Here is a 13,808-nt window from a genome sequence, read left to right as displayed (position 1 = left end):
GTATTGGGGAACTTATGGACGCCGTGCACATCGTGGAAGACGAAGTCCGCGAGCTGATCCGCCGTCAGGGCTTGGATCCGTTGCGTCAGGCTGGCGAGGTCCGCCGCCTGGTGGAGGCGGCCGTCAGCGATTACGACGAGCGAGCCTTGATGGGACCCCTGCCTCCGATCGGGCCGCTGGACGCTGCACGCAGGTTTGTCTTTGACGCTGTTGCCGGGTTCGGCATGCTTCAGCCGCTGTTGGACGATCCCACCATCGAGGAAGTTTGGATTAACGCGCCGAACGAAATCTATGTGGCCCGCAACGGCGAATCGGAACTGACCTCCCTAAGCCTCACGGATCAACAGGTGCGCGACCTGGTCGAGCGAATGCTCAAGAGCTCAGGCCGACGTCTCGACATGTCCTCGCCTTTTGTGGACGCCGCCTTGCCGGACGGCTCGAGGCTCCACGTCGTCATCCCGGATGTCACCCGCCGCCACTGGGCTGTGAACATCCGCAAGTTCGTGGTGAAGGCCAGCCGGCTGGAACACCTGGTGGAGCTGGGCACTCTGACGCCGCAATCTGCCAGGTTTCTGGGCGCCGCCGTTTCCAGCGGACTGAATATCCTCGTTTCTGGGGCCACCCAGGCGGGCAAGACCACCATGCTCAACTGCCTGGCCGCGAGCATCGGCAGCCGGGAACGGGTCATCACGGTCGAAGAGATTTTCGAACTCCAGTTTCCGCTCCGGGATGTGGTGGGCCTTCAATGCAGGCAGCCGAACCTTGAGGGCGAAGGAGAGATTCCGCTCCGCCGGCTGGTGAAGGAAGCGCTCAGGATGCGCCCGGACCGTCTCGTCGTAGGAGAGGTCCGGGAAGCCGAAAGCCTGGACATGCTCATCGCCTTAAATAGTGGTCTTCCCGGGATGTGCACCGTCCACGCAAACTCGGCCCACGATGCTGTCACGAAGATCTGCACCCTGCCGTTGCTCGCTGGCGAAAACATCTCGTCCGCCTTTGTCGTGCCCACAGTGGCATCGTGCATCGATCTTGTGGTTCACTGCAGCCGGCACGCCAACGGCCGCAGGCAGGTCACTGAGATCCTCTCCCTCGGCCGGCGCGTGGAAAACGGCATCATCGAGTCCTCCATGGTCTTCGCAATGGCGGACGGTCAACTGCAGCCGCGTGTCAACTCCATGCCGGCGGCGGAGAAGTTTGCCAGGGCAGGGTACGACGTCGCGGCTCTGTTGGAGCCGCGCTGATGGCGCCGCTGTTCGGGGTATTCGCCGGGACGGGCCTGTTCCTCATCTGGTGGTCGTTCTGGGAAAAGCCCGCCGCCGGGAAACGCCGCCCCAAGGCCAACCGCCTCGAGGACCTGCTCGCATCCGCTGGAATTGAAAAAGTCACGGCAACTGGTCTCGTGGCCTCCTGCCTGGGCCTTGGCGTTTTTGTGGCGCTCATTTTCTTTGTCGTCAGCGGGTCATGGCCAATGTCCCTCTGCTTCGGGCTGTTCGGCGCCTGGCTTCCCATCAGCATCGTCCGGTGGCGGTCCAACCGGAGGACAGCGGTGCTGCGCCAGCTCTGGCCGGACGTAGTTGATCACCTGCGGTCCGCCATCCGCGCAGGCCTGTCTTTGCCGGAGGCCCTGATCCAGCTGGGGGAGAAGGGCCCTGAGGAGCTCCGGCACGTCTTCCGCGACTTCGGCGCTGACTACCGGGCCGGAGGCCAGTTTGATGCGTCCCTCAACAAGCTCAAGGACCGACTGGCCGATCCGGTGGCAGACCGGATCGTCGAGGCGCTCAGACTTACCCGCGAGGTTGGCGGCTCGGACCTGGGCAAACTCCTCGGCACGCTCGCGGAATTCCTTCGCGAAAACGCCCGGACCCGCAGCGAACTGGAAGCCCGACAATCCTGGACGGTCAACGCCGCCCGCTTGGCCGTTGCGGCTCCCTGGATTGTGATGCTTCTTTTGGCCACCCGGCCCGAGGCCGTGAACGCATACAACACGCCTATGGGAGCCGGCGTCCTGGTGGGCGGTCTCGTTGTGTCCCTAATTTGTTACTCCATCATGCTGCGCATCGGTGCCCTTCCCAAGGACGAGAGAGTGCTGCGATGAACGGCATGTCTGCAGCCGCGATTGTTTGCGGCGTCGTCCTCGGCATTGGCCTGTGGCTGACCTTCGTCCGGTTGCCATTTATGCGTCCCCTCACTTTCATCGAACGCATTGAACCGCAGCTGAAATCGCAAAACCTGGAATCCAGGCTGTTACGCGCCAGCGGGCACAATGCCACCCCATTCGGGCCCTTGGAACGCATAGTGCGTCCGCTGCTTCACGACGGCCTCACCGCCCTCGGCAGATTGAACCTTGGGTCAAAAGCACTGACCCGCAGGCTGGCGCAGGCGGGGATCAATAAATCACCCTTGGATTTCCGGGCAGAGCAGCTGCTTTGGTCGGCGGCGGGGTTCACCTTTTCGCTGGCGCTCGTGATGCTGAGCGCGGCTGCCGGCCGATTCAGTCCATTTCTCGCAGTCGTGGCGGTTCTCGGCAGCGCCCTCGGAGGCTTTCTCTTCCGGGACTTCTGGCTTGGCGTCCAGATCAGCAAACGGGAGTCCCACATGATGGCGGAGTTTCCCAGCCTTGCAGAACTGATGGCACTGGCTGTCGGCGCGGGCGAAAGTGCCACGGGTGCGCTGGACCGGGTCTGCCGCAGCGCGAACGGCGAACTGGCCAAGGAGTTTTCAAAAATCCTTGCTGAAACCAGGGCTGGAAAGCCCTTGGTGGAAGCCCTTCAGGAGTTCTCGGCCCGGACAGACCTCGGCCCGCTGGTCAGGTTTGTTGACGGAATTATCGTGGCCGTTGAACGAGGAACGCCCCTGTCAGACGTCCTGAGGGCACAAGCCCAGGACGTCCGGGACACTGCCAAACGGGACCTGATGGAATCGGCAGGTAAGAAGGAAATCGCCATGATGGTTCCTTTGGTCTTCGGCGTCCTTCCGCTGACTGTGGTCTTCGCGGTGTTCCCCGGGATCGCGGCGATCAGTCTGGGGCTGTAGCCATGGGCATCCCTAACCGGTCAGCTAGCCAACAATTCAATACGCATCACTCACTGAATGGGACTGAAAGATGAAAAAATTGGGAACTTGGAGCGGCATGCTTCTCCTCATCGTGCTGCCGGGGCTGCTGTTCAGTGCCAGCGCTGCCATACCGAGAGGAATTGGACGGAAGCGATCCGGACCTCCTCTTCCGGACGGCCGTAACGCACCGGCCCCTACAAGCGTCGCGGATCACCCGGAACGAGGCGATGTCCCCGGCTGGGTGATGATTACCCTGATGTCGGCCGTACTCGTTGCAGCATTGCTGGCGCTCGCCGGACCGGCCCTCGAAACGATGTTCAACCAGGCCATGGACAAGGTGGGAAGCTAGGGCATGCCGGGTTGGCGCGGCGAAGAACGAGGCTCTGCGGTGGTGGACTTCGTTCTCGTGGGCGGACTCCTCACGATGTTCTTCCTGGCCATCATCCAGCTCACACTGGTCCTGCATGTCCGCAATACACTCATTGATGCTGCAGCGTCCGGCGCGCGCTACGGAACGCTGGCCGATCGGGGCGCCCCGGATGCGGAAGAACGCGCCGCAGCACTCATCGGGACTGCTCTAACCGCAGAGTTCGCCCAGGACATCAGCACCAACGAAGTGACTTTTCAGGGACTGCGCACGCTGGAAGTAACCATCAAGTCACCCATGCCCGTTATCGGGCTCATCGGGCCACGGGATTTACTGGAGGTGAAGGGCCATGCCGCCATACAGCCATAACACCTTCAGTACCGGCTACGTGAGGGCCACTCCCAGACTCAGGGCCCGGCTCAAATACCGGCTGCACGAGGCCCTCTGCATGGAGCCCCAGGAAACGGGCCGCCGTGCAACGGAGCACCGGGAACGAGGAAGCGCCGTCGTCGAATTCACGTTCCTGGCGCTGCTTCTGTTGGTCCCGCTTGTGTATTTCATCATCACCGTGGGCCAGATCCAGGGCGGATCCTTCGCGGTGGTGGGCGCTGCTGATCAGGCTGCGAAGGTTTTTGTTGCCCAGCCGGATGCAGCGACGGGCCAGGCAGCCGCCGAGCAAGCCACCCTGATCGCGCTTGCCGACTTCGGCCATGGCGCCAGCGCGGCCCGGGTCTCTACTCGCTGCGATCCTGCTGACTGCCAAGCCGCGGGAACGGCCATTACCGTCACTGTGAATCTGACCATTCAGTTGCCGTTCGTCCCCTTTAACGAAGACTTCACGCTGCGGGCCAGCGAAGTTGAGGCGTCCTCTACGCAGCTGGTAGGCAGGTTTCGGTGAGGGCCGGACGCCCCGGCCAGCCCTCAGAAGAAGGCCAGGTGACTGTGATGATCATTGGCTTCGCGCTGCTTGCCCTGCTGGTGGTCACGGTGGTCATCGGCATCTCCAGCGTCTACCTCGAGCACAAGAGGCTGTTGTCGCTGGCCGACGGCGCCTCGCTGGCGGCCGCTGACAGCTACACCTTGGGGGAAGTCGCGGGGGAGGGCGGGAGTCCTTCCGCTGTCCTGGGGTCCGAGCGAGTCCGCAACGTTGCGGCCGACTTCGTCGCGAGGAGCCCGTCGTCGGCCCGGTTCGATGGCTTGTCAGTAACTGGGGCCACCGGCAGCCCGGACGGATCAACCGCAGTGGTGGTTCTCAGCTCGGTGGTCCACCCGCCCGTGGTGAACTTCGTGGTGCCGGACGGAATCAGGATCGAAGCAGCGTCCACCGCACGGTCGAGGCTCACCCGCTGACCGGGCGCACCTATTGTCGGCGCCCGCTGACTGGCGGACGCTGGACGGCGGCCACTGGGCAAACCCGAGTCCGGGCCTCCGGCCGGATAGCGTAGGCTTAAACAACCATGGCCAATATTGATTTTTCCGCAGAAATCCGCGCCCTTCGCGCCACGTACCACTCCATCGAGCGCGTCAGCGATGTTGAGGCGTTGAAGGAAGACATCGCCGAACTGAGCGAGCGCGCGGGCGAGCCGGACCTGTGGGACGACCCCGCTGCGGCCCAGAAGATCACCTCCCGGCTCTCCCACCGCCAGTCCGAGCTGGAGCGGCTGAACAAGCTGGTGTCACGGATCGACGACCTCGAAGTCCTGGTGGAACTCGGCCAGGATGAGGATGACGCCGACTCCATGGGCGAGGCGGCCGCGGAACTGGAGTCCATCCGGAAGTCCCTGAAGGAGCTGGAAGTGGTCACACTGCTTTCCGGCGAGTACGACGAACGCGAGGCGGTGGTGTCCATCCGAGCCGGAGCCGGCGGCGTGGATGCCGCAGACTTCGCCGAGATGCTGATGCGCATGTACCTTCGCTGGGCCGAACGCCACGGCTACCCCACCACAGTGATGGACACGTCCTACGCCGAAGAGGCGGGGCTGAAGTCCGCAACGTTCGAGGTAAAGGCTCCGTACGCATTCGGCACACTGAGCGTCGAAGCAGGAACTCACCGGCTGGTGCGGATCAGCCCCTTCGACAACCAGGGCCGCCGCCAGACGTCCTTCGCCGCCGTCGAGGTCATCCCGCTCATCGAGTCCACGGACTCCATCGACATTCCCGACAACGAGATTCGCGTTGACGTGTTCCGCTCGTCCGGCCCCGGCGGACAGTCAGTTAACACCACCGACTCCGCCGTGCGCCTCACACACATCCCCACCGGCACCGTAGTGTCCATGCAGAACGAGAAATCGCAGCTTCAGAACCGGGCCGCCGCCATGCGCGTGCTGCAGTCCCGCCTCCTCCTGCTGAAGAAGGAGCAGGAGGACGCCGAAAAGAAGGCCTTCGCCGGCGATGTCAAGGCCTCCTGGGGCGACCAGATGCGCTCCTACGTCCTCAACCCGTACCAGATGGTCAAGGACCTCCGCACGGAACACGAAGTCGGCAACACGTCGGCCGTGTTCGACGGCGAGATCGACGACTTCATCGATGCCGGGATTCGTTGGCGCACTGACAACCGCAACGCGGCGAAATAACACCGCCGCAGTCTGCCCGTCCGGCGGGATCCCGCGACACACCCCTCCAACCCCCGAAACCCGGCTAAGAGACTGCGTATAGTCGAGGAGCCGGGGCTCAAAATTCCCTCACACGAATGCCCGCGCGCCGGCTGCAGATCTGGGCTGCATCAGTAGTGCCCTGCAGGGTAATTAGGGCCATGATCCGATTCGAAAATGTCACCAAGGTCTATGACCAGACGGCCAGGCCGGCGCTGGACGATATCAGCCTCGAAATTGACCGTGGTGAATTCGCCTTTCTCGTGGGCGCTTCCGGATCCGGAAAGTCCACGTTCCTCCGCCTGGTTCTCAAGGAAGACCGTGCCTCCTCGGGCGCCGTCTACGTTGCGGGCCAGAACGTTGCCAAGATCTCCAGCTGGCGCGTGCCCAGGCTGCGCCGCGGGATCGGCGTAGTGTTCCAGGACTTCCGGCTCCTTCCGCAGAAGAATGTGTTCGCCAACGTTGCCTTTGCCATGCAGGTCATCGGTAAGAGCCGCAGCGTCATCCGTGACACAGTGCCCGAAGTACTGAAGACGGTGGGTCTGGAAGGCAAAGAAAACCGGCTTCCGCACGAACTTTCCGGCGGCGAGCAGCAGCGTGTGGCCATTGCCCGCGCCGTGGTCAACCGCCCCGGCATCCTCCTCGCCGACGAACCGACCGGCAACCTTGACCCCACCACCTCGATGGGCATCATGGGCGTGCTGGACAAGATCAACCAGAACGGCACCACTGTGGTCATGGCCACGCACGACGACGACATCGTCAACGAGATGCGCAAACGCGTCGTGGAACTCAAGAACGGCATCGTCATTCGCGACGAAGCCAAGGCGCTCTACACCTCGATGATTCCGGTCGTCGGCCAGTCCCGGCGGCTCAAGGACGCCAGCGGCCGGGACGAGGAACCGCCCACACCGGGGGACCGCCAGCCCGGCACCGGGGAGGGACAGCGATGAGGCTCGCGTTTATCCTCGGGGAGATTGGCAGCGGCCTGCGCCGCAACGTCTCCATGGTGGTTTCGGTCATCCTGGTCACCTTCGTGTCCCTGACGTTTGTTGGCGCTGCCGGCATGCTCCAACTTCAGATCAACCAGATGAAGGGGTACTGGTACGACAAAGTCCAGGTCGCCATCTTCCTCTGCAGTGACGGTTCGACGGCGGCAGGCTGCGCCACGGGGCCCGTCACCCCGGAGCAGCAGGACAACCTGCAGTCCCTGCTGGAGTCACCCGCGGTGGCCCAGTATGTGAACGATTTCCAGTTTGAGTCCAAGGAAGAGGCCTACAACCACTTCAAGGATCAATTCTCGAACTCTCCCATCGTCGATTCAGTCACGCCGGACCAGCTTCCCGCCTCCTTCCGGATCAACATGAAGGATCCGGAGAAGTACCAGATCATCAGCGAGACATTCTCGTCCCAGCCCGGCGTCGAAACGGTCATCGACCAGCGCCAGCTGCTGGAACGGCTGTTCTCTGCCATGAACGCCGCCTCCCTCGTGGCGGTCAGCATCGCCGGTGTCATGATCGTCTGCGCCATCCTCCTGATCGCTACCACCATCCGGTTGTCGGCGTTCAGCCGGCGCCGCGAGACGGGCATCATGCGCCTGGTGGGCGCTTCGAAGATGGTCATCCAGCTGCCGTTCATCCTCGAAGGCGTAATCGCCGCTGTGATCGGCGCGGCACTGGCCTCGGGAACCCTGTGGGCCGTGGCGCACTTTTTCCTGGGCGAGTATCTCTCCAAGCAGTATCCGGACACGGCGTTCATCTCGCCCGGCCAGACGCTTATCCTGACGCCTGCTTTGCTAATCCTTGGCGCATCTTTGGCAGGAATTTCGTCGCTCTTGACCTTACGCAGATATTTGAAGGTCTAGGCTGTGCAAACCGAACAAGGAATCCTCATGAACGTACTGCACCGAACTGCGCCCCGTCACCGGGCCGAAAGACCGGCATCTGCACGGCTCACACCGGCACGCCGCCGAACCGGCGTTCTCAGCTGCGTCCTGGCGCTCGTCCTGGCCGCAAGCCTGGGCGCGTCCGCCCCGGTAGCGTACGCCGATGAGCTCGACGACAAGCGCGCAGCCCTCGAAGCGGAGGCAGCGCGGGTGCAGCAGTCCCTTGAGTTCGTGGATTCCCGCATCGCGAAAGCAGCCGGTGACCTGGTGATCTACCAAGGCCAGCTTCCCGGTGCACAGCAAGCACTCCTGGAAGCCCAGGGACGCGTGGCCAGTGCGGTCAAGGAAGTAGAGGCCCTGACAGCGCGGGTTGATCTGGCGCAGCAGAACAAAGCCAAAATCACCCAGCAACTCGAAGCCGACAAGCAAAAGATCACCGACACCAAAAAGCTGATCGGCCAGATCGCCACCCAGGCCTATAAGTCAGGCGGCGTACCCTCGAACCTGACACTGTTCTTCGGTGCCAACACCGGCAGCAGCCTCACGGAAACAATGGACCTCGCGGACCAGGCCATGCGCAGTCAGAACGCCGCCATGGACAAGCTGTCCCAGCAAAGTGCCACCAACGTCAATTCCCAGGCACGGCTTGAAGCCGTCGAAGGTGAGATCAAGGAACTCAAGGCCAAAGCCGACGCCGCCCTCGAACGGGAAAAGGCAGCCCGGGACGAAGCTGAAGCGAAGAAGGCACAGGTTGATCAGCTGATCGCCGACACCACCCGCCTTGACGCCGAACTGCAGGCCGCAAAGCCCGGCATCCAGAGCCAAATGGCTGCCGTGGAGGCCAGCCAGAACGCTGTGGCCAACGAGATCGCCGAACGTGACCGCCGGCTCCGTGAAGCCTGGGAAGCTGAGCAGCGCCGGCTTGCCGAGGCCGCTGCTGCGGCCGCGGCAGCCCGGGCCGCCGCGCAAGGGCAGGCCCCGCCACCGCAGGCGCCGTACGCACCGGTGACCGGATCGCCGTCGGCCTTTGGCTTGCGGCACCCTTTCTCCGGTGACGTTCCCATCACCTCCGGCTTTGGCTGGCGTTCAACGCCGCCGGGCACTATCGATTTCTACGGCCAGGGTGGCTACGTCCACACTGGTATCGACTTTGGCGCAGCCTGTGGAACACCGGTATATGCCGCGGCAGCCGGCGAGGTCTTCTCCTCAGGCTGGAGTTCCGCAGACGGCGGCGGTTGGCGGGTCAAGATCTCCCATGGTGTGGTGCAGGGCAACTCGTTGACCACGATCGTTTATCACAACAGCAGCGTGGTTGTCTCCAACGGCCAGCAGGTCTCGCAGGGCCAGCTCATCGCCTACTCAGGCAACACCGGCAACTCCACGGGCTGCCACGCACACTTTGAAACCTGGCTCAACGGCGCTGCCGTTGACCCGATGCGTCTGCTCTAGCGTCGGGCCCCGCCTGCCGTACACTGGTATGACTCCGCGCCGGACCGGCCGGAGCCAACCAGGATCCAAGAACTGAGGAGTTCCACCGTGCCCAAAGAAAGTGGCCGTAAAGTGGTGGCCACCAACCGCAAGGCCCGGCATGACTACCTCGTGCTGGACACTTACGAGGCCGGCATTGCCCTGATGGGCACCGAGGTGAAGTCCCTTCGCGAGGGGCACGCGTCCATGGTTGACGGCTTCTGCACCTTTTACAACGACGAGTTGTGGATGGAGGGCATCCACATCCCGGAGTACAACCAGGGAAGCTGGACGAACCACGCCGCCCGCCGCCGCCGCAAGCTCCTGCTGCACCGCGAGGAGCTCACCAAGATCTCGCACAAGATCAGGGAATCGGGCTTCACCATCGTTCCGCTCCAGCTGTACTTTGTCGACGGCCGCGCCAAGGTGGAGATCGGCGTCGCCCGCGGTAAACGCGAATACGATAAGCGCCAGACCTTGCGCGAGCAGCAGGACACCCGCGAAGCCCAGCGCGCCATGCGGGAACGCAACCGCCGCAGGTAGAGCCCCGAAGGAATGATTTCCGGCAGGGATGCGTTATGATTAGTAGTCCGGCAGGGTAAGTGCTTGCACTGCTCAGCCGGTTTGATAACAAAATACGGGGATGATCGGTTTCGACGATGTTAGTCGCGACAGGTGAAGCGGGCCGAGGATGCAGAATTATCTCGTAAACGCTGTCTGCAAAAAAATAATCGCCAATTCAAAACGCGATGACTTTGCTCTTGCTGCCTAAGCAGTAAGACAGTCCGTCAGCCCGAGGTTGCTATTGCCCCGGAACCTGGCGTCATTTAGATAGCCACTGCTGCTTACCCCCGTCATCGGGGTGAGCGGGACTCTTAGATGACTGGGCCCGGATCGGCCAGCTGTTTGCAGCATGGCCGGGGCCGAGAAAATCCGACGCAAACTGCGCCCGGAGAAGCCCTGACAACACGACATCGGACGGGGGTTCAATTCCCCCCATCTCCACATTTTGAAATGTCGCAAGACATTGCCAAAAGACCCGGACCCTGCGTCCGGGTCTTTTGGCGTTAAAAGCTGTTTGGAACAGCCGAGGGCCACAGCTCCAACCCGTCCCCGCCGTGCCCGCACAGCCGGAACCTGTTCACCGACGGCGTAGCCGGCGCGGGACTACCCGCGGTGACGTCGTGGTTGTCCCCAATAGTATCCGGCGCAGCGCTGAAGACTGGAAGCCGGAGTCAACACAGGCAGCCAGGAGGTGCGCCATGGACCCGGCCCGCGAAGCCCATGCAGAAGAGTCCGACGACGATGCGCTGGATGCGTATTCGGCCACAGTCATGCGCGTGGCTGAGACAGTTACTCCGCACGTCGCGGCCATTGAAATGACCGGGAAAGGGCGGAACGGCCGGTTCCGCGTGGGCGCAGGCTCGGCGGTGCTGTTTACCGAAGACGGCTACCTGCTCACGAATTCGCACGTGGTGGCAGGCACGCGCCAGGGCCATGCCGCGTTCGCCGATGGCAGCCGCACCGACCTTGAACTGGTGGGGACGGATCCGCTGTCCGATCTTGCCGTGGTCCGCGGCCGGGCACCTAAAGTAGCGCCGGCCCAGTTCGGCGACGCCGAAACTCTGCGCGTGGGACAGCTGGTCATCGCGGTGGGCAATCCCCTCGGGCTGGCCGGATCAGTCACAGCCGGAGTGGTCAGCGGCCTGGGCCGCGCCATTCCTGTGTGGCAGGGCAGCAACCGGCGCGTGATTGAGGACGTCATCCAGACCGATGCGGCCCTCAATTCCGGAAGCTCCGGCGGGGCCCTCGCCGATTCGCACGGAAGGATCGTGGGGATCAACACCGCTGTGGCCGGCGCCGGGCTGGGACTGGCGGTACCCATCAACACCACCACCCGGCGGATCATTTCGGCGCTGTTGAAGGACGGCCGCGTCAGGCGGGCCTACCTCGGTGTTGTCAGCACCCCGAGCAGGCTCAGCGCCAGCGCAGTGATCCGGACCGGACAGCGGGACGGACTCCGCGTAGTGGAGGTGCTGGCCGGATCGCCCGCAGACCGCGCCGGCCTGCAGGCGGGCGACTTCATCCTGACAGCAGGAAGCCGCCCCGTCAGCAACGCGGAAAGCCTGCAGAAGCTGCTGTTCGCCGACGCGATCGGGCAGCCGCTGCCGGTCCGGGTGCTGAGGGACGGCAAAGAACTGGACCTTGTGGCCGTACCGGAAGAAATGGCAGCAACCGGATAATTGCTACCGGCGCTTCTTCAGGTGCGCCACCGGATCCTGTGCGCCTTCGACCGGGTTCTTCGCCTTTTTCTCGGCGCGTTTTTCCTTGATGGTCTTAACAGGCTTTTTGTTCAGCTGCTGGTGTGGTGTTTTATCCGGCATGGCGTGCTCCTTACAACGCGGGACCGAATGGTCCCACTTCGTAAAATACGCCTGATCCAACCTGAATGAAATGCCCGGAATCAGGCCGGTGCTGGAACGTCGGCGATGCCCACAAAGCGGGTCCCGACACCGTCGAACTCGCTCCTGATGAAGCCCGTCTGGAGCCGCGGCACCTCAGCAGGGGAGTGATGTTCGCACACGACGTACGTGAAGTCAGGCCACCATTTTTTGGGACGCGCCGCTTCTTCATAGCCGCAGACGGCGCACTCCAGGTGGACCCAGACGGGCCGCTTGCCGGTGCGGTTGGCCCGCGACTGGATAAGCCAGGCCGGCGGGTTGTCCAGGATTTCGCCCAGCTCGGCCTCGGACAGGCGTTTGGGAATGCCGTGGCGCTGGGCCATTTCCATCGGTACATCAAGGGCAATTGCCGCGTCACGTCTGCTAATCATCAGAGTCAACGATACGGGACGGGACCAAACCGGCAGGGCCGAAACCACGGCGCTCCGGGGAAGTGACCGGGCTTACGCGGCGGCCATGGCCATGCCGAGAGCTGCCGCAGCGAAACCTGCCGCCAGGTTGACGCCGACGTTGAGGGCGGCGGAACCGAACCGCGCCTCGCTCAGGAGGCGGACCGTGGCGGTCGTCCAGGAACTGAACGTGGTCAGCCCGCCGGCAAGCCCCGTCGCGACGGCGGTCTGCCACTCGGGTGCCATGCCCATCCTTCCGGTGATGCCGATGGAGAGCCCGATGATGAGGCAGCCCGTGACGTTGACCAGCAGCGTGGCCCACGGCCAGTGCCGCCGTTGCGTACGGTGCGCGAACCAGCTGTCGACGGCGAAACGCACCAGGGCGCCCGCCACACCGAATACTCCCACCAGGAGCGCGCCAATCACCGTATCGCCCCCGTCACCAGCACGCCCGTCACGACGCCACCCGGTCAGCCACACGCCGGCCCGTCCGCCAGCCACCGGCCGCGGCACCCAGGCCGAGCAGCAGGGACAACCCCAGGTAGGCAAGCCACGCCGGATGCTCGCCGGCACGCGCCAGCTGGTCGATCGAAAAAACTACGGCCGAGAACGTCGTGAAGGATCCCAGCAGCCCTGGCCCCAGCCCGGCACGAAGCCAGAAGGAAGTGTGTGGGCGGGCGATCCACAACGTGGTGAGGGTGGCCAGGACAAAACTTCCGGCAACGTTGATGCCCAACGTGGTCCAGGGGACGGCTCCCGGAAGGTCAGGGAAGGCGAGCCCCAGGCCGTAGCGGAGTTCGGTCCCGGCAAACCCGCCTACTGCCACGGCGAGCCAGGCACGCCAGCCCGGCATGGCGCCAGCCTGCTTCACTCAGCTGTCACCGATGGTGCAGCCGGCGTGGGGCCGGTCGCTGTGGACCCAGAGGGCAGCGGTGATTTCATCGGCGAGATCGTAGTCCCTCGTCCTGCCTGCGCTGCTGATCCGTACCACCAATGCGCCGCCGAATGGTTTGCGGCCCACAACCTCCACATCGGCGTCGAGATCGATTTCCTCGGCGGCGAGATACCGGAGCAGGTCCGGGTTCTCATCGCTGATCCTGGTGATCCGGCCCGTGTGCCCGGTGTCCAGTTCGCCCAGCAGCTGCGCCTCGGGCATCAGGACTGCCCCGTCCGCCGTCGGAATCGGATCCCCGTGGGGGTCGCGCTTCGGGTTTCCCAGTTTCGCCGCCATGCGCTCAATAAAGGTGTCCGACACCGCATGCTCAAGATGCTCGGCTTCATCATGGACCTCATCCCAGCTGTAGCCGAGTTCCTGGACGAGGTAGGTCTCAATGAGGCGGTGGCGGCGGACCATGGACAACGCCAGCCTGATGCCTGAAGCCGTGAGAGTGATGGCGCTGTAGGGTTTGTGGTCCACCAGGCCCTGGTCTTTGAGCTTGCGGACCATTTCCGAGACCGAGGAGTTTGCCACGCCGAGGCGCTGGGCCAGCTGCGAGGACGTGATGGGTTTGTCCTGCCACTCCGTGAAGCCGTAGATGACCTTGACGTAGTCCTCGATGGAGGAAGAGGGTGCGCTGGTCTTCACGGTTCCAAGCC

The 13,808-nt window shown here is 63.5% G+C and carries 18 protein-coding genes and 1 other RNA gene; 14 read left to right on the top strand and 5 right to left on the bottom strand.

The window, feature by feature from the left end; all coding sequences use genetic code 11:
* The first annotated feature begins 14 nt into the window (after positions 1-14).
* From IDT60_RS12490 to IDT60_RS12425, 14 genes are all read left to right on the top strand, one after another.
* Positions 15-1,238 (top strand): CpaF family protein, encoded by a 1,224-nt coding sequence (locus IDT60_RS12490; protein WP_164198890.1) that lies wholly within the window; start codon positions 15-17, stop codon positions 1,236-1,238.
* On the top strand, positions 1,238-2,092 hold the full coding sequence (locus tag IDT60_RS12485; protein ID WP_191079300.1) for a type II secretion system F family protein: 855 nt from the start codon (positions 1,238-1,240) through the stop codon (positions 2,090-2,092). Before IDT60_RS12490 ends, IDT60_RS12485 begins: the two co-directional genes overlap by 1 nt.
* Positions 2,089-3,030: a type II secretion system F family protein gene (locus tag IDT60_RS12480; RefSeq protein ID WP_191079299.1), complete on the top strand. Its 942-nt coding sequence runs from the start codon at positions 2,089-2,091 to the stop codon at positions 3,028-3,030. The genes IDT60_RS12485 and IDT60_RS12480 overlap by 4 nt, the downstream gene beginning before the upstream one ends.
* Positions 3,031-3,190: 160 nt before the next feature.
* Complete coding sequence (locus IDT60_RS12475) at positions 3,191-3,400, top strand: hypothetical protein (RefSeq protein ID WP_348272261.1); 210 nt, start codon at positions 3,191-3,193, stop codon at positions 3,398-3,400.
* A 3-nt stretch (positions 3,401-3,403) separates the two neighbouring features.
* The gene (locus IDT60_RS12470; RefSeq protein ID WP_191079298.1) at positions 3,404-3,787 is read left to right on the top strand and encodes a TadE/TadG family type IV pilus assembly protein; all 384 of its coding nucleotides are present in this window, start codon (positions 3,404-3,406) and stop codon (positions 3,785-3,787) included.
* Positions 3,768-4,316 carry a hypothetical protein gene (locus IDT60_RS12465; RefSeq protein ID WP_370590684.1) on the top strand — a complete coding sequence of 183 codons (549 nt, stop codon included), beginning with the start codon at positions 3,768-3,770 and terminating at the stop codon, positions 4,314-4,316. Before IDT60_RS12470 ends, IDT60_RS12465 begins: the two co-directional genes overlap by 20 nt.
* Before the next feature lie 47 nt (positions 4,317-4,363).
* Complete coding sequence (locus IDT60_RS12460) at positions 4,364-4,768, top strand: pilus assembly protein TadG-related protein (RefSeq protein ID WP_164206088.1); 405 nt, start codon at positions 4,364-4,366, stop codon at positions 4,766-4,768.
* 107 nt (positions 4,769-4,875) lie between these two features.
* On the top strand, positions 4,876-5,991 hold the full coding sequence (prfB, locus tag IDT60_RS12455) for a peptide chain release factor 2 (RefSeq protein WP_164198925.1): 1,116 nt from the start codon (positions 4,876-4,878) through the stop codon (positions 5,989-5,991).
* A 179-nt stretch (positions 5,992-6,170) separates the two neighbouring features.
* Positions 6,171-6,962, top strand: coding sequence for a cell division ATP-binding protein FtsE (ftsE, locus tag IDT60_RS12450; RefSeq protein ID WP_164198927.1), 792 nt, complete (start codon positions 6,171-6,173; stop codon positions 6,960-6,962).
* Positions 6,959-7,873, top strand: a complete 915-nt coding sequence (gene ftsX / locus IDT60_RS12445) for a permease-like cell division protein FtsX (RefSeq protein WP_164198929.1) — start codon at positions 6,959-6,961, stop codon at positions 7,871-7,873. The genes ftsE and ftsX overlap by 4 nt, the downstream gene beginning before the upstream one ends.
* A 27-nt stretch (positions 7,874-7,900) precedes the next feature.
* Positions 7,901-9,343, top strand: coding sequence for a M23 family metallopeptidase (locus IDT60_RS12440; RefSeq protein ID WP_191079297.1), 1,443 nt, complete (start codon positions 7,901-7,903; stop codon positions 9,341-9,343).
* Positions 9,344-9,430: 87 nt separating this feature from the next.
* On the top strand, positions 9,431-9,904 hold the full coding sequence (gene smpB / locus IDT60_RS12435; protein ID WP_191079296.1) for an SsrA-binding protein SmpB: 474 nt from the start codon (positions 9,431-9,433) through the stop codon (positions 9,902-9,904).
* Between the two features lie 96 nt (positions 9,905-10,000).
* Positions 10,001-10,369: a transfer-messenger RNA gene (ssrA, locus tag IDT60_RS12430) on the top strand.
* A 254-nt stretch (positions 10,370-10,623) separates the two neighbouring features.
* Entirely contained in the window at positions 10,624-11,604 is a 981-nt protein-coding gene (locus IDT60_RS12425; protein WP_191079295.1) for a S1C family serine protease, read from the top strand.
* A 3-nt stretch (positions 11,605-11,607) separates the two neighbouring features.
* Here the strand turns inward: IDT60_RS12425 and IDT60_RS12420 are convergent, their stop codons facing one another.
* The 5 genes from IDT60_RS12420 to IDT60_RS12400 all read right to left on the bottom strand — a co-directional run bounded on the left by IDT60_RS12420 (position 11,608) and on the right by IDT60_RS12400 (position 13,797).
* The gene (locus tag IDT60_RS12420; RefSeq protein ID WP_167525070.1) at positions 11,608-11,745 is read right to left on the bottom strand and encodes a hypothetical protein; all 138 of its coding nucleotides are present in this window, start codon (positions 11,743-11,745) and stop codon (positions 11,608-11,610) included.
* 80 nt (positions 11,746-11,825) lie between these two features.
* Positions 11,826-12,194, bottom strand: a complete 369-nt coding sequence (locus tag IDT60_RS12415) for a hypothetical protein (RefSeq protein ID WP_164198937.1) — start codon at positions 12,192-12,194, stop codon at positions 11,826-11,828.
* A 72-nt stretch (positions 12,195-12,266) separates the two neighbouring features.
* Positions 12,267-12,638: a fluoride efflux transporter CrcB gene (gene crcB / locus IDT60_RS12410; protein ID WP_191079294.1), complete on the bottom strand. Its 372-nt coding sequence runs from the start codon at positions 12,636-12,638 to the stop codon at positions 12,267-12,269.
* 28 nt (positions 12,639-12,666) lie between these two features.
* On the bottom strand, positions 12,667-13,065 hold the full coding sequence (locus tag IDT60_RS12405) for a CrcB family protein (protein WP_191079293.1): 399 nt from the start codon (positions 13,063-13,065) through the stop codon (positions 12,667-12,669).
* Positions 13,066-13,083: 18 nt separating this feature from the next.
* A complete protein-coding gene (locus IDT60_RS12400) occupies positions 13,084-13,797 on the bottom strand; it encodes a metal-dependent transcriptional regulator (protein WP_191079292.1) in 714 nt (237 codons plus the stop codon).
* Positions 13,798-13,808: the final 11 nt, after the last annotated feature.

Origin of the sequence: Pseudarthrobacter sp. BIM B-2242 (assembly GCF_014764445.1) — a bacterium.
GTDB lineage: Bacteria > Actinomycetota > Actinomycetes > Actinomycetales > Micrococcaceae > Arthrobacter > Arthrobacter luteus_A.
Note: the sequence above shows the minus strand (reverse complement) of the source record. Positions and strands in the feature narration are given on the sequence as shown.